The organism is Streptomyces sp. NPDC052042 (genome assembly GCF_044548345.1).
Taxonomy (GTDB): domain Bacteria; phylum Actinomycetota; class Actinomycetes; order Streptomycetales; family Streptomycetaceae; genus Streptomyces.
Genome location: NZ_JBIUBU010000011.1, coordinates 22077 through 39953 on the forward strand (window position 1 = coordinate 22077; position 17877 = coordinate 39953).

A 17877-nucleotide genomic window follows, 5' to 3' on the forward strand; every position below is an offset into this window, starting at 1 on the left:
CGCCGGGCCTGTGACGAAGGCGCGTCTCCTGCTTACTGCACGGGGCCCTCGACGGCCTCGGAGGTGAGCAGGCCCGCGTTGATCTCGCGCAGCGCGATCGAGAGCGGCTTCTCGTGCACGTGGGTGTCGACGAGCGGACCGACGTACTCCAGGAGGCCCTCGCCGAGCTGCGAGTAGTACGCGTTGATCTGGCGGGCGCGCTTGGCCGCGTAGATCACGAGGCTGTACTTCGAGTCGGTGGCCTCGAGGAGCTCATCAATCGGCGGGTTGATGATGCCCTCGGGCGTGGTGATGGAAGAGGACACTCTCTGCCTTCCGAAGGGGGTGAGGATCAAAGAAACCTTTGACGGTGCGAGGCTCCGCGAGGGTGACGGTTTCGACGTGCCCGTCTCTCACACATGTCGCACTGTCACATGTGTCACACACGATCGTGTCGCATGCGCCACACATGTCGTGTGAGTCAGTCGCTGCCGCCCGTGCCGTGACTGCGGCCGGAAGCCTCCAGCATCAAGGCTAGCAGCTCGCGCGCCACGTCCTGGACGGAGGTGTTGACCAGCGTCGTATCGAACTCGGGTTCGGCGGCCAGCTCGACCTTGGCGGCGGCGAGCCGGCGCTCGATCACCTCGGCCGACTCCGTCCCTCGCCCGGTGAGCCGGCGGACCAGCTCCTCCCAGCTCGGCGGGGCCAGGAAGACGAGCCGGGCGTCCGGCATCGACTGCCGGACCAGCCGGGCGCCCTGGAGGTCGATCTCCAGCAGTACCGGCTCGCCGGCCTCCAGGCGTTCGAGCACGGCCCGGCGCGGTGTGCCGTACCGGTTGCCCGCGAACTCGGCCCACTCCAGCAGCTCGCCATTGGCGATCAGCTTGTCGAACCCGTCGTTGTCCACGAAGAAGTAGTGGACGCCGTCCCGCTCGCCGGGGCGCGGCTTGCGGGTCGTCGCCGAAACCGAGAGCCACACCTCGGGGTGGGCCTTGCGCATATGAGCGACGACCGTGCTCTTGCCGACCCCGGAGGGGCCGGAGAGCACGGTCAGCCGCGGACGTACGTCCGGGGGTACGGGGGACGTCCCCCGGGATGTTGCAGCCATGGAGCGATTATCCAGGTTCTCAGGGGTACCCGAGAACGTCAGGCGGCGCTGCCGCCGAACTCGCGCTCCAGGGATGCGATCTGGTTCGAGCCGAGACCCCGGACCCGGCGACTCTCGGAGATGCCGAGCCGCTCCATGATCTGCTTGGCGCGGACCTTGCCCACGCCGGGCAGGGACTCCAGGAGGGCGGAGACCTTCATCTTCCCGATGACGTCGTTCTCCTGGCCCTGCTTGATGACCTCGTGGAGGGAGGCGCCGGAGTGCTTGAGTCGATTTTTGACCTCGGCCCGCTCCCGGCGAGCCGCGGCGGCCTTTTCGAGCGCGGCTGCGCGCTGTTCAGGGGTAAGGGGCGGAAGAGCCACGCCTACGTCACCTCGGATGTCGATCTGTCGGATACGGACCGGTGAGGAAGCTGCCTCCCACACCAGGTGAGCGACGCACCACGCGTGCGCATCGGCTCTCGACGGAGACTAGCGGCCCAGGCCGCCGGAGTCAGCGAGAACCAACGAAAAGTCCTGGTCAGCCTCTACCGACCAGGACATTTCAGACAAAATATCCGAGTTTTTCGTTCAGGATTCAGCCAACGCCGTGCTGTCTGGCATGGTCATGCACTCGCAAGGGCCGTCCGGACCTCGTCCGTGAACCGCTCGGCGGCCTCCCGCAGCCCCGCCGCGTCCGGTCCCCGGCGCAGCACACCGCGGCTCACGCTGGGCAGCACATCGCCCACCGCGGCGCCGAAGACCCCGGGCAGATCCGCAGGGGTCGCGCCCTGGGCCCCGATGCCCGGCGCGAGCAGCGGGCCGTTGATCGACAGGTTCACCCCCGCGTCGCCGAGCGTGGCACCGACGACGGCGCCGACGGAACCCAACGGCTCGGCGCCCTCGTTCTCGGCGGCCAGGTGGTCGAGCATCACCTGGGCCAGCGGGCGGCCGTCGGCGACGGTGGCGCGTTGCACCTCGGCCCCCTCGGGATTGGAGGTGAGGGCGAGCACGAAGACGCCCGAGCCGGAGAGGACCGCCGCGTCGAGCGCCGGACGCAGCGAGCCGAAGCCCAGGTAGGGGGAGACGGTGACCGCGTCCGAGAACAGCGGCGACCCGGGGTCCAGGTAGGTCGCCGCGTAGGCGCCCATGGTCGAGCCGATGTCGCCGCGCTTGGCGTCCATCAGGACCAGCGCGCCCGCTGCGCGCGCCTCCTCGACGGCCTTCTCCAGCACGGCGACGCCGCGCGAGCCGAAGCGCTCGAAGAACGCGGACTGCGGCTTGAGCACGGCGACCCGGTCGGCCAGCGCCTCGACGGCGGTCCGGGTGAACCGCTCCAGGCCCGCGACGTCGTCGTTCAGTCCCCAGGCGGTGAGCAGCGAGGCGTGCGGGTCGATGCCGACGCAGAGCGGCCCGCGTGTGTCCATGGCGCGGCGCAGACGTGCGCCGAACGGTTCCGTGGTCATGCCGTGGCCTTCCTGGTCTCCGCGCCGACCGCGTCGGCGAGCGTGGCGTACGGGGAGGCGGCCAGGCGCGCGGCCAGGCCCTTGTGGATCGCCCGGGCGTAGAACGGGCCCTGGTAGATGAAGGCGCTGTAGCCCTGGACGAGGGTGGCTCCGGCGAGGACGCGCTGCCAGGCGTCCTCGGCGTCCTCCACGCCGCCGACGCCGACCAGGGTGATCCGGTCCCCCACCCGCGCGTACAGGCGGCTGAGGACCTCCAGGGAGCGCGCCTTGAGCGGGGCTCCGGACAGCCCGCCGGTCTCACCGGTGAGGGTGTGGGGGGACTTCAGGCCGAGGCCGTCCCGGGCGATGGTGGTGTTGGTCGCGATGATGCCGTCGAGCCCCAGATCGACCGCGAGATCGGCGACCGCGTCGATGTCCTCGTCGGCGAGGTCCGGGGCGATCTTCACGAGCAGCGGGACGCGCCGCCCGGTGACGGTGCGGTCGGCTGCCTCGCGCACGGCGGCCAGCAGGGGGCGCAGCGCCTCGGTGGCCTGGAGGTTGCGCAGGCCCGGGGTGTTGGGCGAGGAGACGTTGACGACGAGGTAGTCGGCGTGGGCGGCGAGCCGTTCGGTGGACTTCACGTAGTCGCCGACGGCCTCGGCCTCCGGCACGGCCTTCGTCTTGCCGATGTTGACGCCGACGGTGGTCCTGAAGACCGGTGTGCGGGCCGCGAGCCGCCGGGCCACGGCCGCCGAGCCCTCGTTGTTGAAGCCCATGCGGTTGATCAGCGCGCGGTCCGCGACGAGGCGGAAGAGGCGCTTCCTGGGGTTGCCGGGCTGCGGTTCGCCGGTGACGGTGCCGATCTCGACGTGGTCGAAGCCGAGCATCGCCATGCCGTCGATCCCGACGGCGTTCTTGTCGAAGCCGGCGGCGAGGCCGAACGGGCCGTGCATCCGCAGGCCGAACGCCTCGGTGCGCAGTTCCTTGTACCGGGGGGCGAACACGGCGGCGACGAAGGTGCGCAGCACCGGCACGCCGGCCGCGAGGCGGATCCAGCCGAAGGCGAGGTGGTGCGCCCGCTCGGTGTCCATCCGCGTGAAGAACAGTCGGAAGAAGAGTCTGTACATCGGGGTGTCCTCGGTGTGCTCACGGAGAGGGGGACACCGTTTCCGGTGTCCCCCTCTCCGCCCGCTGGTGCGGGAGGGGCACCAGGCCCCGCCCTGCGGGCGACGGCGGTGTGTGTCGGACGCGGCCTCGTGCCGTGACCGGCAAGGTCTGCCCGGCAAGGAGCGTCGTCAGGTGCTTCCGGCCGCGCGAGGCGGCCGGAAGCCCTCGGACGGGGCCCCTCCCCCGCTCGGACGAGGCCGAGCGCTCGTGGGAAGGGGCTACGTGGGCCCCTGGCCGACGCCGCGGGCGGGGCCTTCCCCACCCGGACGGAGCCGGAGGCTCGGGGAAGCGCCGGGCGCGGCGACGGGGCGGACGTTGCCGGTCATGGCACTAGGCGGCAGGCAACGTTTGCCCGTCAAGGAGCCCGTCCGGTACGTGCTCTCGGTGTGCCGGCCGGAAACCCTCGTACTGGACGTACTCGGGTTTTCGGCCGGTGCGGCGAGAGGGCGTGCCGGACGTCGCGACGGGGCGAACGTTGCCTGATGCGGCACTAGTCGCGGGCCGCGGTCAGGTACCGCGCGTGCTCCTGGAGGGAGCGGACACCGACGTCTCCGTGGGTGAGCGCGTCGATGCCCTGAACGGCGGCGGCGAGCGCCTGGACCGTCGTCAGGCACGGCACGGACCGGGCCACGGCGGCGGTACGGATCTCGTAGCCGTCGAGCCGGCCGCCGGTGCCGTACGGCGTGTTGACGATCAGGTCGACATCGCCGTCGTGGATCAGCTGGACGATGGTCCGCTCGCCGTTGGGCCCGGGGCCCTCGGACTGCTTGCGCACGACCGTGGCACTGATGCCGTTGCGCTTGAGGACCTCGGCGGTTCCGGAGGTGGCGAGCAGCTCGAAGCCGTGGGCGACGAGTTCGCGCGCCGGGAAGATCATCGAGCGCTTGTCGCGGTTGGCCACCGAGATGAACGCGCGGCCCTTGGTGGGCAGCGGTCCGTAGGCGCCGGACTGCGACTTGGCGTAGGCCGTGCCGAAGGCCGAGTCGATGCCCATGACCTCGCCGGTGGAGCGCATCTCCGGGCCGAGGACGGTGTCGACGCCGCGGCCGTGGATGTCGCGGAAGCGCGACCACGGCAGGACGGCCTCCTTGACGGAGATCGGCGCGTCGAGCGGCAGGGTGCCGCCGTCGCCGTGCGCGGGCAGCAGCCCCTCCGCGCGCAGTTCGGCGACGGTCGCGCCCAGCGAGATCCGGGCGGCGGCCTTGGCCAGCGGGACCGCGGTCGCCTTCGAGGTGAAGGGAACGGTGCGCGAGGCCCGCGGGTTGGCCTCCAGGACGTACAGGATGTCGCCGGAGAGCGCGAACTGGATGTTGATCAGTCCGCGGACGCCGACGCCCTTGGCGATGCCCTCGGTGGAGACCCGCAGCCGCTTGATGTCGAAGCCGCCGAGGGTGATCGGGGGCAGCGCGCAGGCGGAGTCGCCGGAGTGGATGCCGGCCTCCTCGATGTGCTCCATGACGCCCCCGAGGTAGAGCTCGGTGCCGTCGTAGAGGGCGTCGACATCGATCTCGATGGCGTCGTCGAGGAAGCGGTCGACCAGGACCGGCCGGGTGGGGCTGATCTCGGTGGACTCGGCGATGTACGCGGAGAGCCGGGCCTCGTCGTAGACGATCTCCATGCCGCGCCCGCCGAGCACGTACGAGGGCCGGACGAGGACGGGGTAGCCGATCTCGTCGGCGATGGCCTTGGCCTCGCCGAACGTGGTGGCCGTGCCGTGCTTCGGCGCGGGCAGCCCGGCCTCGGCCAGGACGCGGCCGAAGGCGCCGCGGTCCTCGGCGGCGTGGATGGCCTCCGGCGGCGTGCCGACGACGGGGACGCCGTTGTCCTTGAGCGCCTGCGCCAGACCGAGCGGGGTCTGGCCGCCGAGCTGGACGATGACGCCGGCGACCGGGCCCGCGAGGGTCTCCGCGTGCACGATCTCCAGCACGTCCTCCAGCGTCAGCGGCTCGAAGTACAGCCGGTCGGAGGTGTCGTAGTCGGTGGAGACGGTCTCCGGGTTGCAGTTGACCATCACGGTCTCGTAACCCGCGTCGCTCAGCGCGAAGGAGGCGTGGACGCAGGAGTAGTCGAACTCGATGCCCTGACCGATGCGGTTGGGGCCGGAGCCGAGGATGATGACCGCGGGCTTCTCGCGCGGGGCGACCTCGGTCTCCTCGTCGTAGGACGAGTAGAAGTACGGCGTCCTCGCCGCGAACTCGGCGGCGCAGGTGTCGACCGTCTTGTACACCGGGCGCACGCCCAGCGCGTGCCGCACCTCGCGGACCACGTCCTCGCGCAGTCCGCGGATCTCGCCGATCTGCTGGTCGGAGAAGCCGTGGCGCTTGGCCTCCGCGAGCAGTTCGGGGACGAGTTTCTCGGCGCCGGCCAGTTCGTCGGCGATCTCCTTGAGCAGGAAGAGCTGGTCGACGAACCAGGGGTCGATCCCGGTGGCCTCGAAGACCTCCTGCCCGGTGGCGCCGGCCCGGATCGCCTGCATGACGGCGTTGATCCGGCCGTCGGTCGGGCGGACCGCCTCGGCGAGCAGTTCGTCCTTGTCGCCGGGGTCTGCGACGAAGGAGAACTGGGAGCCCTTCTTCTCCAGGGAGCGCAGCGCCTTCTGGAGCGCCTCGGTGAAGTTGCGGCCGATCGCCATGGCCTCGCCCACCGACTTCATGGTGGTGGTGAGGGTGGAGTCGGCGGAGGGGAACTTCTCGAAGGCGAACCGGGGGGCCTTGACCACGACGTAGTCGAGGGTCGGCTCGAAGGAGGCCGGGGTCTGCTCGGTGATGTCGTTGGGGATCTCGTCGAGCGTGTAGCCGACGGCCAGCTTGGCGGCGATCTTGGCGATCGGGAAGCCGGTGGCCTTGGAGGCGAGCGCCGAGGAGCGGGAGACCCGGGGGTTCATCTCGATGACGATGATCCGGCCGTCGGCCGGGTCGACGGCGAACTGGATGTTGCAGCCGCCGGTGTCGACGCCGACCTCGCGGATGATCGCGATGCCGATGTCGCGCAGCCGCTGGTACTCGCGGTCGGTGAGTGTCATCGCCGGGGCGACGGTGATCGAGTCACCGGTGTGGACGCCCATCGGGTCGAAGTTCTCGATGGAGCAGACGACCACGACGTTGTCGTTCTTGTCGCGCATCAGCTCCAGCTCGTACTCCTTCCAGCCGAGGATGGACTCCTCCAGGAGCACCTCGGTGGTCGGGGAGAGCGTCAGGCCCTGGCCGGCGATGCGGCGCAGTTCCTCCTCGTCGTGCGCGAAGCCGGAGCCGGCGCCGCCCATGGTGAAGGAGGGGCGGACCACCACGGGGTAGCCCCCGAGCGTCTCGACCCCCGCCAGGACCTCGTCCATGGAGTGGCAGATGACCGAGCGGGCGGACTCGCCGTGGCCGGTCCTGGTGCGGACCGCCTCGACGACCCCCTTGAAGAGGTCGCGGTCCTCGCCCTTGTGGATGGCCTCGACGTTGGCGCCGATCAGCTCGACGCCGTACTTCTCCAGGACACCGTTCTCGTGCATGGAGATCGCGGTGTTGAGCGCGGTCTGGCCGCCCAGGGTGGGAAGGAGCGCGTCGGGGCGCTCCTTGGCGATGATCTTCTCGACGAACTCGGGGGTGATCGGCTCGACGTACGTGGCGTCGGCGATCTCCGGGTCGGTCATGATCGTGGCCGGGTTGGAGTTGACCAGGATGACGCGCAGGCCCTCGGCCTTGAGGACGCGGCATGCCTGGGTGCCGGAGTAGTCGAACTCGGCGGCCTGCCCGATGACGATCGGGCCGGAGCCGATGACCAGGACGGACTGGATGTCGGAGCGCTTAGGCACGCCGGTCCTCCATCAGGGAGATGAAACGGTCGAAGAGGTACGCGGCGTCGTGCGGGCCGGCGGCCGCCTCGGGGTGGTACTGGACGCTGAAGGCGGGCCGGTCGAGGAGCCGGAGTCCCTCGACGACCTGGTCGTTCAGGCAGACGTGGGAGACCTCGGCGCGGCCGAACTCGGTGTCGGAGACCGTGTCGAGGGGGGCGTCGACGGCGAAGCCGTGGTTGTGCGTGGTGATCTCGACCTTGCCGGTCGTGCGGTCCTGCACGGGCTGGTTGATGCCGCGGTGGCCGTACTTCAGCTTGTACGTGCCGAAGCCGAGGGCACGGCCCAGGATCTGGTTGCCGAAGCAGATGCCGAAGAGCGGGGTGCCGCGTTCCAGGACGCCGCGCATGATGGAGACCGGGTGGTCGGCGGTGGCCGGGTCGCCGGGGCCGTTGGAGAAGAACACGCCGTCGGGCTCGACCGCGTACACGTCCTCCAGCGTGGCCGTGGCGGGCAGCACGTGCACCTCCACGCCGCGCTCGGCCAGTCGGTTCGCGGTCATGCCCTTTATGCCGAGGTCGATCGCGGCGACGGTGAACCTCTTGGTGCCGATCGCGGGGACGACGTACGGCTCCTTGGTGGCGACCTCGGCGGAGAGGTCGGCGCCCGCCATCTCCGGCACCTCCTGGACGCGGGCCAGGAGCGTGGCCTCGTCGGCCAGCGCGTCGCCGGAGAAGATCCCGACACGCATGGCGCCGCGCTCGCGCAGGTGGCGGGTGAGGGCGCGGGTGTCGATGCCGCTGATGCCGACGACGCCCTGGCTCTCCAGTTCCTCGTCGAGCGAGCGCCGCGCGCGCCAGTTGGACGGTATCCGGGCGGGGTCGCGGACGACGTAGCCGGAGACCCAGATCCGCTTCGACTCGGGGTCGTCGTCGTTGACGCCGGTGTTGCCGACGTGCGGAGTGGTCATCACGACCACCTGGCGGTGGTAGGAGGGGTCGGTCAGCGTCTCCTGGTAGCCGGTCATGCCGGTGGAGAACACCGCCTCGCCGAAGGTCTCCCCCACGGCCCCGTAGGCACGGCCGCGGAAGGTGCGGCCGTCCTCCAGGACGAGTACGGCGGGAGCTCTGCCGGCTCCCCGGGCGGAGATCGTCATCGTGCGGTGCCTTCCGTAGTGCTGGTGAGTTGGTCGACGGCCTCGACCCAGGCGGCGTGTTCGGCCGAGTGGTCGGAGCGGAATCCGGAGTCGATCAGCCGGTCGCCGTGCGCCCAGGTGATGATCAGCAGACCGCCCTCGGGGAGGACCTTGCCCGCGATGCCCTGGTCGAGCCGGGCCCCGCGCAGTGCGGCGGCGGGGACGAAGAAGTCGGCCGCGCCGGGGCGCACGACGTCCAGTCCCTGGTCGGTCAGGGTGAGCTCGACCCGGCTGCGGGTGCCGAGACCGCGGGCGACGATCCGGTCGAGCCACTGTCCGGCGGTCGTCGAGGCGTGGTACCGGCCGGTGAGCGTCAGCGCCTCGCCGCCGCCGGCGAACCCTTCCGGCCTGGCCGGGAGCTCCGGCAGATCGGACTGGAGGCTGCCGCGCCACTTCCACCCCTGGCGCATGAGCCAGTAGACGAAGGCGATGAAAACGAGCAGTCCGACGACCCAGCTGATGCGAGCGGGCCAGTCGGTCACCTCGGCCGACTTCTGCTCGGCGGCGAGCCGGAGGTACAGGGGGGTGAGTGATGTCACGCGAGCTTCCCGTCGACGACCGTGGCGCGGCCCCGCAGGAAGGTGTGGGTGACTCGGCCCGGCAGCTCACGCCCCTCGTACGGAGTGTTGCGGCTGCGGGAGGCGAAGCCCGCGGGGTCCACCACACCACGGTATGCCGGATCGACCAGGGTCAGGTTGGCCGGCTCACCGGCCGAGACGGGACGGCCGTGTCCCGCCAGCCGGCCGATGGCGGCCGGGCGGAACGACATCCGGTCCGCGACGCCCGCCCAGTCGAGCAGGCCGGTGTCCACCATGGTCTGCTGGACGACGGAGAGCGCGGTCTCCAGACCCACCATGCCCATGGCGGCGGCGGCCCACTCGCAGTCCTTGTCCTCGTGCGGGTGCGGGGCGTGGTCGGTGGCGACGCAGTCGATGGTGCCGTCGGCGAGCGCCTCGCGCAGGGCCGTCACATCGGCCTCGGTGCGCAGCGGCGGGTTCACCTTGTAGACCGGGTCGTAGGTCCGCACGAGCTCGTCGGTGAGGAGCAGGTGGTGCGGGGTGACCTCGGCGGTGACGTTCCAGCCCTTGGACTTGGCCCAGCGGACGATCTCGACGGAACCGGCGGTCGAGAGGTGGCAGATGTGCACCCGGGAGCCGACGTGGGCGGCGAGCAGCACGTCGCGGGCGATGATCGACTCCTCGGCGACGGCCGGCCAGCCGCCGAGACCCAGTTCGGCGGAGACGACGCCCTCGTTCATCTGGGCGCCCTCGGTGAGGCGCGGCTCCTGGGCGTGCTGGGCGACGACCCCGTCGAACGCCTTCACGTACTCCAGCGCGCGGCGCATGATCACCGCGTCGTCGACGCACTTGCCGTCGTCGGAGAAGACCTTCACCCCGGCGGCCGAGTCGTGCATGGCTCCGAGTTCGGCGAGCTTCCTGCCCTCCAGGCCGACGGTGACGGCGCCGACGGGCTGCACATCGCAGTAGCCGGACTCCTTGCCGAGCCGCCAGACCTGCTCGACGACGCCGGCGGTGTCGGCGACCGGGAAGGTGTTCGCCATGGCGTGCACGGCGGTGAAGCCGCCGACGGCCGCGGCCTTCGTGCCGGTGAGCACCGTCTCGGAGTCCTCGCGGCCGGGCTCGCGCAGGTGGGTGTGGAGGTCGACGAGACCGGGCAGCAGGATCAGGCCCGCCGCGTCGACGACGGTGGCGTCACCGGCGTCGAGACCGGTGCCGACCGCGGCGATGGTCTCGCCGTCGATCAGGACGTCCCGGACCTCGCCGCCGAGGATCTTCGCACCACGGATCAGGGTCTTGCTCATGGTCACTGGTTCTCCTCGGTACGGGCGGGGGCGGGCGACTGGGGGGCCGGGACGGCGGGCTGGGCGCCGCCCAGCAGCAGATAGAGGACGGCCATGCGGATCGAGACGCCGTTGGCGACCTGCTCGACGGCCGTGCACCGCTCGGAGTCGGCGACCTCCGCGGTGATCTCCATGCCGCGGACCATCGGGCCGGGGTGCATGACGACGGCGTGCTCGGGCATCTTCGCCATCCGGTCGGCGTCCAGGCCGTAGCGGCGGGAGTACTCGCGCTCGGTCGGGAAGAACGCGGCGTTCATCCGCTCGCTCTGCACCCGCAGCATCATCACCGCGTCGGACTTCGACAGCACCTCGTCGAGGCCGTAGCTGACCTCGCACGGCCAGCGCTCGACGCCGATCGGGACGAGGGTCGGCGGGGCCACGAGGGTGACCTGGGCGCCGAGCGTGGTCAGCAGGTGGACGTTGGAGCGCGCGACGCGGCTGTGCAGGATGTCGCCGACGATGGTGATCCGCCGGCCCTCCAGGTCCCGGCCCAGGCCGCTGTCGGCGCCGACCAGGCGGCGGCGCATCGTGAAGGCGTCCAGCAGGGCCTGGGTGGGGTGCTCGTGGGTGCCGTCGCCGGCGTTGACGACGGCACCGTCGATCCAGCCGGAGGTGGCGAGCCGGTACGCGGCGCCGGCGGCGCCGTGGCGGATGACGACGGCGTCGGCGCCCATCGCCTCCAGGGTCAGCGCGGTGTCCTTGAGCGACTCGCCCTTGGAGACGGACGAGCCCTTCGCGGAGAAGTTGATGACATCGGCGGAGAGGCGCTTGGCGGCCGCCTCGAAGGAGATGCGGGTGCGCGTCGAGTCCTCGAAGAAGAGGTTGACGACGGTGCGTCCGCGCAGGGTGGGGAGCTTCTTGATCGGCCGGTCCGCGACCCGGGCCATCTCCTCGGCGGTGTCGAGGATCAGGACGGCGTCGTCGCGGGTGAGGTCGGCGGCCGAGATGAGGTGACGCTTCATCTGGGGTGTTCTCCGAAGGAGGTTTCGGGCATGCGGGCGTGCGGAAGCGGCCGTACGGGCACAGGTGTCCTCCGTACGGGTGAAGTGCGGCTACTGCTCGCCGGCCAGGGCGGTCCGCCGCACGCCGAGCAGCACGGCATCGCGGCCGTCCTCCTCGGAGAGCTGGACCTTGACCGTCTCCCGCAGCGACGTGGGGAGGTTCTTGCCGACGTAGTCGGCGCGGATCGGGAGCTCGCGGTGGCCGCGGTCGACGAGGACCGCGAGCTGCACGGCTCGGGGGCGGCCGATGTCGCCCAGCGCGTCGAGCGCGGCACGGATCGTGCGGCCCGAGAAGAGGACGTCGTCCACCAGGACCACCAGGCGGCCCTCGATGCCTTCCCCGGGGATCTCGGTGCGGGCCAGGGCCCGCGCCGGGCGCAGCCGCAGATCGTCGCGGTACATGGTGATGTCGAGGGAGCCGACCGGCATCTCCCGGCCGGTGATCTCCTGGAGTTTTTCGGCCAGCCGACGGGCGATGAAGACACCTCGTGTCGGGATGCCGAGGAGCACCACGTCGTCGGCGCCCTTGGCGCGTTCGACGATCTCGTGGGCGATCCGGGTCAGCGCCCGGGAGACGTCGGGGGCCTCCAGAACGGGGCGTGCCGCATTGCCGGGCGGTTCATGCTGTGCGTCCATAAGAAACGGACCTCCTTCTCCGCCTCACGGGACGGACGTTAAAGGACGTCGAATTTGCGTCATCCACGGTAGCAGGGCTTGTACCGGGTTCCGATCGCACCCCCGTGGGTGTCGGTCCGGACCATTCGGCTTGACGCAGCCAAGTAACGCTGCGTAACCTCACAGTGAGTCACCAGCAACGCGGCGGAGCCGCGCATTGTTCCAGCGTCCGGGGAGCCTTATGTCCAGCGAATACGCCAAACAGCTCGGGGCCAAACTCCGCGCCATCCGCACCCAGCAGGGCCTCTCCCTCCACGGCGTGGAGGAGAAGTCGCAGGGCCGCTGGAAGGCCGTCGTGGTCGGTTCGTACGAGCGCGGCGACCGTGCCGTGACCGTGCAGCGCCTCGCCGAGCTCGCGGACTTCTACGGGGTCCCGGTGCAGGAGCTCCTGCCCGGCACGACGCCCGGCGGGGCCGCCGAGCCGCCGCCGAAGCTCGTTCTGGACCTGGAGCGCCTGGCCCATGTCCCGCAGGAGAAGGCCGGGCCGCTCCAGCGCTACGCCGCGACGATCCAGAGCCAGCGCGGTGACTACAACGGCAAGGTGCTCTCGATCCGCCAGGACGACCTGCGCACCCTGGCGGTGATCTACGACCAGTCGCCGTCCGTGCTCACGGAGCAGCTGATCAGCTGGGGCGTGCTCGACGCGGACGCGCGCCGTGCCGTCGCCCACGAGGAGAACTGAGCTCTTCCCCCGCAGAAACGTGTCGCCGTGCCGACGCGGGCCTCCCCTCCGGGTGACCCGTCGGCACGGCTCTTTGCGTCGTGCGCGGCTCGTGCCGGCACGGCTTCCGCGTCGCCCCCTGGGCTGTCACCGGGCCCCACCGAAGCCGCCGGGGTCACAAATCCCTCCCGAACGTCGTGGAGCCCGCGGTCCGAGGACCGCGGGCTCCACGACTGCCGAAGGACGGCTCCGGGGGCTACTGCTCCCGGCGGAGCTTCGGCTTCAGGTCCTTGAAGCGGGCCAGCAGCCCGTTCACGAAGGACGGGGAGTCATCGGTGGAGAACTCCTTGGCGAGCTGAACCGCCTCGTCGATCACCACCGCGTCCGGGGTCTCGTCGACCCATATCAGCTCGTACGCGCAGAGCCGCAGGATGTTCCGGTCGACGACCGGCATGCGGTCGATCTCCCAGTCCACCGCGTAGGTCGCGATGAGCTCGTCGATACGGTCCGCGTGTCGCGCGTACCCCTCGACGAGTTCCATCGTGTACTCGGTGACCGGCGGCTGACGGTGGTCGGCCCGCGAGTGCCGCACCCAGTCCGCCAGGACCGTCTGCACGGGGGCGCCGCGCTGGTCGGCCTCGAAGAGGATCTGGAAGGCGCGCTTACGGGCCTTGGTCCGGGCGGCCACGGTCAGCTGTTCACCCGACCGAGGTAGTCGCCCGTGCGGGTGTCGACCTTGATCTTCTCACCCGTGGTGATGAAGAGCGGGACACCGATCTCGTATCCGGTCTCCAGCGTGGCGGGCTTGCTGCCACCGGTGGAACGGTCGCCCTGGACGCCCGGCTCGGTGTGCTGGACGGTCAGTTCGACGGCGGCGGGCAGCTCGACATAGAGCACTTCGCCCTGGTACTGGGCGACGGAGGCGGTGAAGCCCTCGACAAGGAAGTTGGCGGCGTCGCCGACGACCTTGCGGTCGACCAGGAGCTGGTCGTAGGTGTCCATGTCCATGAAGACGAAGTAGTCGCCGTCCATGTACGAGAACTGCATGTCGCTGCGGTCGATGGTGGCCGTCTCGACCTTCACGCCGGCGTTGAACGTCTTGTCGACGATCTTTCCGGAAAGCACGTTCTTGAGCTTGGTGCGCACGAAGGCCGGTCCCTTGCCGGGCTTGACGTGCTGGAACTCGACGACGGACCAGAGCTGGCCTCCGTCGAGCTTGAGCACCAGGCCGTTCTTGAGGTCGTTCGTGGATGCCACGGTTGCGGAATCTCCTGGACTGAAGCTGGTTGAACGACCGAGGAAACGCGTCAGAGCGCGAGCAGCTCCTTGGTCGTGATGGTGAGTAGCTCGGGTCCGCCGTCCGCCTCGGGGCGCACGACGAGCGTGTCATCGATCCGGACTCCGCCCCGGCCCGGGAGGTGGACCCCGGGTTCGACGGTGACCGGCACGCAAGCGTCCAGTTTACCCATGGACGCGGGTGCCAGTTGCGGGTCCTCGTCGATTTCGAGTCCCACCCCGTGACCGGTGCACGGCGCGAGACCTCCTCCGTGCCCCGCCGAATCCAGCAGACAGCGGGCCGCGCGGTCCACGTCACGGTAGGCGGCGCCGGGGACGAGAGCCTCGCGCCCGGCCCGCTGAGCGGCGAAGACCAGGTCGTACAGCTCGATCTGCCAGTCGGCGGGGGCCGTGCCGATCACGAAGGTGCGGCCGATCTCGCAACGATAGCCCCGGTAGCTGGCGCCGAGGCAGACGGACAGGAAGTCCCCCTCCTCCACCCGGCGGTCCGAGGGGCGGTGGCGGCCCCGGCCCGAGTTCGGCCCGGTGGCCACGGAGGTGGGGAAGGCCGGGCCGTCGGCCCCGTGGTCCACCAGCCGGCGTTCCAGCTCCAGGGCGAGGTGCCGCTCGGTGCGGCCGACCAGGATGGACTCCAGGAGTTCACCGAGAGCCTGATCGGTGATCTCGGCGGCGATCCGCAGGCAGGCGATCTCCTCCTCGTCCTTGACCACCCGCAGCTGCTCGACGGTGGGGCCGAGACCGGCCAGCCGGAGCCGCGGGGCGACCGAGCCCATGGCGCGGTGGCGGGAGACCGTCAGGTGGTGCTCCTCGACGGCCAGTGACTCCGCGCCCGACGTGGCGGCCCGTTCGGCGGCGGCCACCACCGGATCCCCGTCGGCGGCCGACAGGGACATCGTCCTCAACCGGTCGTCGGGGCGCCCGTCCCCCGGTTCGACGACCGCGTCGCGGGGGCGGAGCAGGACGTCCTCGCCGGGGCCGAGCAGCAGCACGGCGCCGGGGGGCGCTCCGCCCGCGAGGTAACGGACGTTGGCGGGACGGGAGACCAGCGCGGCCGCGGATCCGACGGCGGCGCACCGGTCGCGGAGCAGCCCGCGACGGACGGCGTACACGTCTGACATGCCACGAGCCTACGAGGGGTGGCCCGGACCCGCTCGGTCAGCGCGTCCGACCGGACCGCTCCCGGGCCCGTCGGCGTTCCGGGAACGCTGTCCGCTCATACCGCACGGACCGCTTCATACCGCACGGAGGGTGCCCCCGGGGCGCTGTTCACCAGGAGGGCGGGCTGCTGATGGCGCGGGCGAGCACGTCGTCCAGGACCCGGGCCGTGGTCTCCACGTCGTACGTCGAGTTGTCGATGATCGGCAGCCCGGAGCCGTACCAGCCCGCCATCCGGCCGTGGATGCGGGCGACCTCCTCGTCGGCGAGACGGCGGTTCCCGCTGCGGGCGGCATTGCGCTCCAGCACGACCTCCAGGCCGGGCAGCAGGACGACGGGCAGCAGCCCGGGGCCGACGTGGCGCTTCCAGCCGCCGAGGCCGACGACGGGCCGGTCCGGGAAGACGGCGTCGTCCAGGATGCAGGAGATGCCGTTGGCCAGAAAATTGCGGGCGGCGAAACCGCAGGTGCGGCGGGCGAGGCGGTACTGGGCCTCGGAGTGCTCGTTCCACCCCGACTGCGGGTCGGCGAAGCCGGAGCAGACCCATTCGCGGACGTCGTCGAGGCTGATGTGGGCCGTGGGGACGCGACGGCGGCCGGCCCAGAGCCTGGCCACGGTGGTCTTGCCCGCCCCCGCCGGGCCGATCAGCAGGACGGCGAGGGTCGCGGCGCCGGTGCCGGGCTCGGCGGGCGGCGCGGGCAGTGCGACGGGCCCGCCGGGCGGCAGCGGGACGCGCCCGGTGGTCTCCCTGGCGGGGGGTGCGGAGACGTGCTGCGGAGCCGGTCCGCTCCAGCTCCCGGCAGCGGGCGGGGCCGGGGGGCCGGGATGGCCCGGTTGCCCGGCCTGGTGCGTCCAGCCGGCGGTTCCGCCCGCCGGACCCCTGGGCGGTGGCGGCGGGGCTCCCATCGCGTGCTGCATCCGGTGCCACTCCGTCTCGTACAGGCAACTGGGGCTGGTGCGACGGCAACGGTACCGTCCCCGGCCGCCACCGGGTGAACGGACGGGGACGGCCGTCAGTGCCCGGCGGCCGTCGGACGTGCCGATCCGTCAGCCGGTCATCTCGTCCGCGAGGGCACGCAGGGCGAGACGGTAGGAACCGATACCGAATCCGGCCACGGTCCCGGTGGCGACCGGCGCGACCACGGAGGTGTGACGGAACTCCTCGCGCGCGTACGGGTTCGAGATGTGCACCTCGATCAGCGGGGCGGTGCGCTGGGCCGCCGCGTCCCGCATCCCGTACGAGTAGTGGGTGAAGGCGCCCGGGTTGAGGACGACCGGGATCGATCCGTCCGCGGCCTCGTGGAGCCAGCGGATCAGCTCCCCCTCGTCGTTGGTCTCCCGGACCTCGACCGCCAGGCCCAGTTCCTCGCCGACGGCCCGGCAGGTCTCGACGAGTCCGGCGTACGAGGTGGAGCCGTACACGTCGGGTTCGCGGGATCCGAGACGGCCGAGGTTCGGCCCGTTGAGGACGAGGACCCGGCGGCTCACGCCGACACCTCCCCGAAGGCGGCGAGCAGGACGGCCGGGTCGGGGCCCTCCAGCACGGCGGGCTTGCCGAGGCCGTCGAGGACGATGAAGCGCAGCAGGTCGCCGCGGGACTTCTTGTCGACCTTCATCGTCTCCAGCAGCCGGGGCCACTGGTCGCCACGGTAGGTGAGGGGCAGCCCGACGGATTCCAGGACGGCGCGGTGCCGCTCGGCGGTGGCGTCGTCGAGGCGTCCGGCCAGCCGGCCCAGCTCGGCCGCGAAGACCATGCCGACCGAGACGGCCGCGCCGTGCCGCCACTTGTAGCGCTCGTTCTTCTCGATGGCGTGGGCCAGGGTGTGGCCGTAGTTGAGGATCTCGCGCCGCCCGGACTCCTTGAGGTCGCCGGAGACGACGTCGGCCTTGACCCTGATGGAACGTTCGAGCAGTTCGGCGGTGTGCGGTCCGGCGGGCGTGCGGGCGCCCTCCGGGTCCGCCTCGATCAGGTCGAGGATGACCGGGTCCGCGATGAACCCGGCCTTGATGATCTCGGCCAGGCCGCTGACGTAGTCGTGGACGGGCAGCGAGTCCAGGGCGGCGAGGTCGCACAGGACCCCGGCGGGCGGGTGGAAGGCTCCGACGAGGTTCTTGCCCTCGGCGGTGTTGATGCCGGTCTTGCCGCCCACGGCCGCGTCGACCATGGCGAGCACGGTCGTGGGCACCGCGATCCAGCGCACCCCGCGCAGCCACGTCGCGGCGACGAAGCCGGCGAGGTCGGTGGTGGCCCCGCCGCCGACGCCGACGATGACGTCGGAACGCGTGAAGTGGGACTGGCCCAGGGCCTTCCAGCAGTACGCGGCGACCTCGGCGGTCTTGGCCTCCTCCGCGTTGGGCACCTGGACGGCGATGGCCTCGTAGCCCTGCTCGGCGAGGTCCTGGCGGACCGCGTCACCGGTCTCGGCCAGTGCCTCGGGATGCAGCACCGCGACGCGCCGGGCCCGGTCGCCGATGAGCGCGGGCAGCTCGCCGAGGAGCTGGCGTCCGATCAGCACGTCGTACGGGTCGGTGCCCGCGCTGCCCGCGACATGGATGCGGGTCACTGCGTCCGTCATGT

General features: G+C 71.2%; 18 protein-coding genes. 1 reads left to right on the forward strand and 17 read right to left on the reverse strand.

Going from position 1 to position 17877, the window contains the following annotated elements; translation table 11 throughout:
* Positions 1-32: 32 nt before the first annotated feature.
* The 11 genes from rpoZ to pyrR form a co-directional block, all read right to left on the reverse strand.
* The gene (gene rpoZ / locus ACIHCL_RS19345) at positions 33-305 is read right to left on the reverse strand and encodes a DNA-directed RNA polymerase subunit omega (protein ID WP_018564174.1); all 273 of its coding nucleotides are present in this window, start codon (positions 303-305) and stop codon (positions 33-35) included.
* A gap of 155 nt (positions 306-460) precedes the next feature.
* Positions 461-1087: a guanylate kinase gene (gene gmk / locus ACIHCL_RS19350; protein WP_399863268.1), complete on the reverse strand. Its 627-nt coding sequence runs from the start codon at positions 1085-1087 to the stop codon at positions 461-463.
* Positions 1088-1125: 38 nt separating this feature from the next.
* On the reverse strand, positions 1126-1449 hold the full coding sequence (locus ACIHCL_RS19355; RefSeq protein ID WP_014157387.1) for an integration host factor: 324 nt from the start codon (positions 1447-1449) through the stop codon (positions 1126-1128).
* A gap of 242 nt (positions 1450-1691) precedes the next feature.
* The gene (gene pyrF / locus ACIHCL_RS19360; RefSeq protein WP_399863271.1) at positions 1692-2531 is read right to left on the reverse strand and encodes an orotidine-5'-phosphate decarboxylase; all 840 of its coding nucleotides are present in this window, start codon (positions 2529-2531) and stop codon (positions 1692-1694) included.
* Positions 2528-3637: a quinone-dependent dihydroorotate dehydrogenase gene (locus ACIHCL_RS19365; RefSeq protein ID WP_399863273.1), complete on the reverse strand. Its 1110-nt coding sequence runs from the start codon at positions 3635-3637 to the stop codon at positions 2528-2530. Before ACIHCL_RS19365 ends, pyrF begins: the two co-directional genes overlap by 4 nt.
* Positions 3638-4167: 530 nt before the next feature.
* Positions 4168-7476, reverse strand: coding sequence for a carbamoyl-phosphate synthase large subunit (gene carB / locus ACIHCL_RS19370; protein WP_399863276.1), 3309 nt, complete (start codon positions 7474-7476; stop codon positions 4168-4170).
* The gene (gene carA, locus ACIHCL_RS19375) at positions 7469-8611 is read right to left on the reverse strand and encodes a glutamine-hydrolyzing carbamoyl-phosphate synthase small subunit (RefSeq protein ID WP_399863278.1); all 1143 of its coding nucleotides are present in this window, start codon (positions 8609-8611) and stop codon (positions 7469-7471) included. The genes carB and carA overlap by 8 nt, the downstream gene beginning before the upstream one ends.
* A complete protein-coding gene (locus ACIHCL_RS19380; RefSeq protein ID WP_399863280.1) occupies positions 8608-9189 on the reverse strand; it encodes a hypothetical protein in 582 nt (193 codons plus the stop codon). The genes carA and ACIHCL_RS19380 overlap by 4 nt, the downstream gene beginning before the upstream one ends.
* Positions 9186-10472 (reverse strand): dihydroorotase, encoded by a 1287-nt coding sequence (locus tag ACIHCL_RS19385; protein WP_399863282.1) that lies wholly within the window; start codon positions 10470-10472, stop codon positions 9186-9188. Before ACIHCL_RS19385 ends, ACIHCL_RS19380 begins: the two co-directional genes overlap by 4 nt.
* 2 nt (positions 10473-10474) lie before the next feature.
* Positions 10475-11473: an aspartate carbamoyltransferase catalytic subunit gene (locus tag ACIHCL_RS19390; RefSeq protein ID WP_399863284.1), complete on the reverse strand. Its 999-nt coding sequence runs from the start codon at positions 11471-11473 to the stop codon at positions 10475-10477.
* 90 nt (positions 11474-11563) lie between these two features.
* A complete protein-coding gene (gene pyrR / locus ACIHCL_RS19395) occupies positions 11564-12148 on the reverse strand; it encodes a bifunctional pyr operon transcriptional regulator/uracil phosphoribosyltransferase PyrR (protein ID WP_399863287.1) in 585 nt (194 codons plus the stop codon).
* Between the two features lie 220 nt (positions 12149-12368).
* Between pyrR and bldD the strand changes: the two genes are divergently transcribed.
* Positions 12369-12869, forward strand: coding sequence for a transcriptional regulator BldD (gene bldD, locus ACIHCL_RS19400; protein WP_015032294.1), 501 nt, complete (start codon positions 12369-12371; stop codon positions 12867-12869).
* Positions 12870-13104: 235 nt separating this feature from the next.
* Here bldD and nusB read toward each other — a convergent pair whose 3' ends face one another.
* The 6 genes from nusB to aroB all read right to left on the reverse strand — a co-directional run bounded on the left by nusB (position 13105) and on the right by aroB (position 17875).
* Positions 13105-13536, reverse strand: a complete 432-nt coding sequence (nusB, locus tag ACIHCL_RS19405; protein ID WP_399863289.1) for a transcription antitermination factor NusB — start codon at positions 13534-13536, stop codon at positions 13105-13107.
* A 2-nt stretch (positions 13537-13538) separates the two neighbouring features.
* Positions 13539-14105, reverse strand: a complete 567-nt coding sequence (gene efp, locus ACIHCL_RS19410; RefSeq protein WP_399863291.1) for an elongation factor P — start codon at positions 14103-14105, stop codon at positions 13539-13541.
* A gap of 50 nt (positions 14106-14155) precedes the next feature.
* Entirely contained in the window at positions 14156-15262 is a 1107-nt protein-coding gene (locus tag ACIHCL_RS19415; protein ID WP_399863293.1) for an aminopeptidase P family protein, read from the reverse strand.
* Positions 15263-15410: 148 nt separating this feature from the next.
* Entirely contained in the window at positions 15411-16217 is an 807-nt protein-coding gene (locus tag ACIHCL_RS19420) for a Pro-rich N-terminal domain-containing protein (protein WP_399863295.1), read from the reverse strand.
* 129 nt (positions 16218-16346) lie between these two features.
* Positions 16347-16787 carry a type II 3-dehydroquinate dehydratase gene (aroQ, locus tag ACIHCL_RS19425; protein WP_399863297.1) on the reverse strand — a complete coding sequence of 147 codons (441 nt, stop codon included), beginning with the start codon at positions 16785-16787 and terminating at the stop codon, positions 16347-16349.
* On the reverse strand, positions 16784-17875 hold the full coding sequence (gene aroB / locus ACIHCL_RS19430) for a 3-dehydroquinate synthase (protein WP_399863300.1): 1092 nt from the start codon (positions 17873-17875) through the stop codon (positions 16784-16786). The genes aroQ and aroB overlap by 4 nt, the downstream gene beginning before the upstream one ends.
* Positions 17876-17877 lie beyond the last annotated feature (2 nt).

Coding starts and splice junctions, on each gene's coding strand:
- ACIHCL_RS19420 (WP_399863295.1), bottom strand. CDS start 16,217: ATGCAGCACGCGATGGGAGCCCCGCCGCCACCGCCCAGGGGTCCGGCG.
- aroB (WP_399863300.1), bottom strand. CDS start 17,875: ATGACGGACGCAGTGACCCGCATCCATGTCGCGGGCAGCGCGGGCACC.
- ACIHCL_RS19415 (WP_399863293.1), bottom strand. CDS start 15,262: ATGTCAGACGTGTACGCCGTCCGTCGCGGGCTGCTCCGCGACCGGTGC.
- bldD (WP_015032294.1), top strand. CDS start 12,369: ATGTCCAGCGAATACGCCAAACAGCTCGGGGCCAAACTCCGCGCCATC.
- ACIHCL_RS19390 (WP_399863284.1), bottom strand. CDS start 11,473: ATGAAGCGTCACCTCATCTCGGCCGCCGACCTCACCCGCGACGACGCC.
- pyrR (WP_399863287.1), bottom strand. CDS start 12,148: ATGGACGCACAGCATGAACCGCCCGGCAATGCGGCACGCCCCGTTCTG.
- pyrF (WP_399863271.1), bottom strand. CDS start 2,531: ATGACCACGGAACCGTTCGGCGCACGTCTGCGCCGCGCCATGGACACA.
- gmk (WP_399863268.1), bottom strand. CDS start 1,087: ATGGCTGCAACATCCCGGGGGACGTCCCCCGTACCCCCGGACGTACGT.
- ACIHCL_RS19385 (WP_399863282.1), bottom strand. CDS start 10,472: ATGAGCAAGACCCTGATCCGTGGTGCGAAGATCCTCGGCGGCGAGGTC.
- carA (WP_399863278.1), bottom strand. CDS start 8,611: ATGACGATCTCCGCCCGGGGAGCCGGCAGAGCTCCCGCCGTACTCGTC.
- ACIHCL_RS19365 (WP_399863273.1), bottom strand. CDS start 3,637: ATGTACAGACTCTTCTTCCGACTGTTCTTCACGCGGATGGACACCGAG.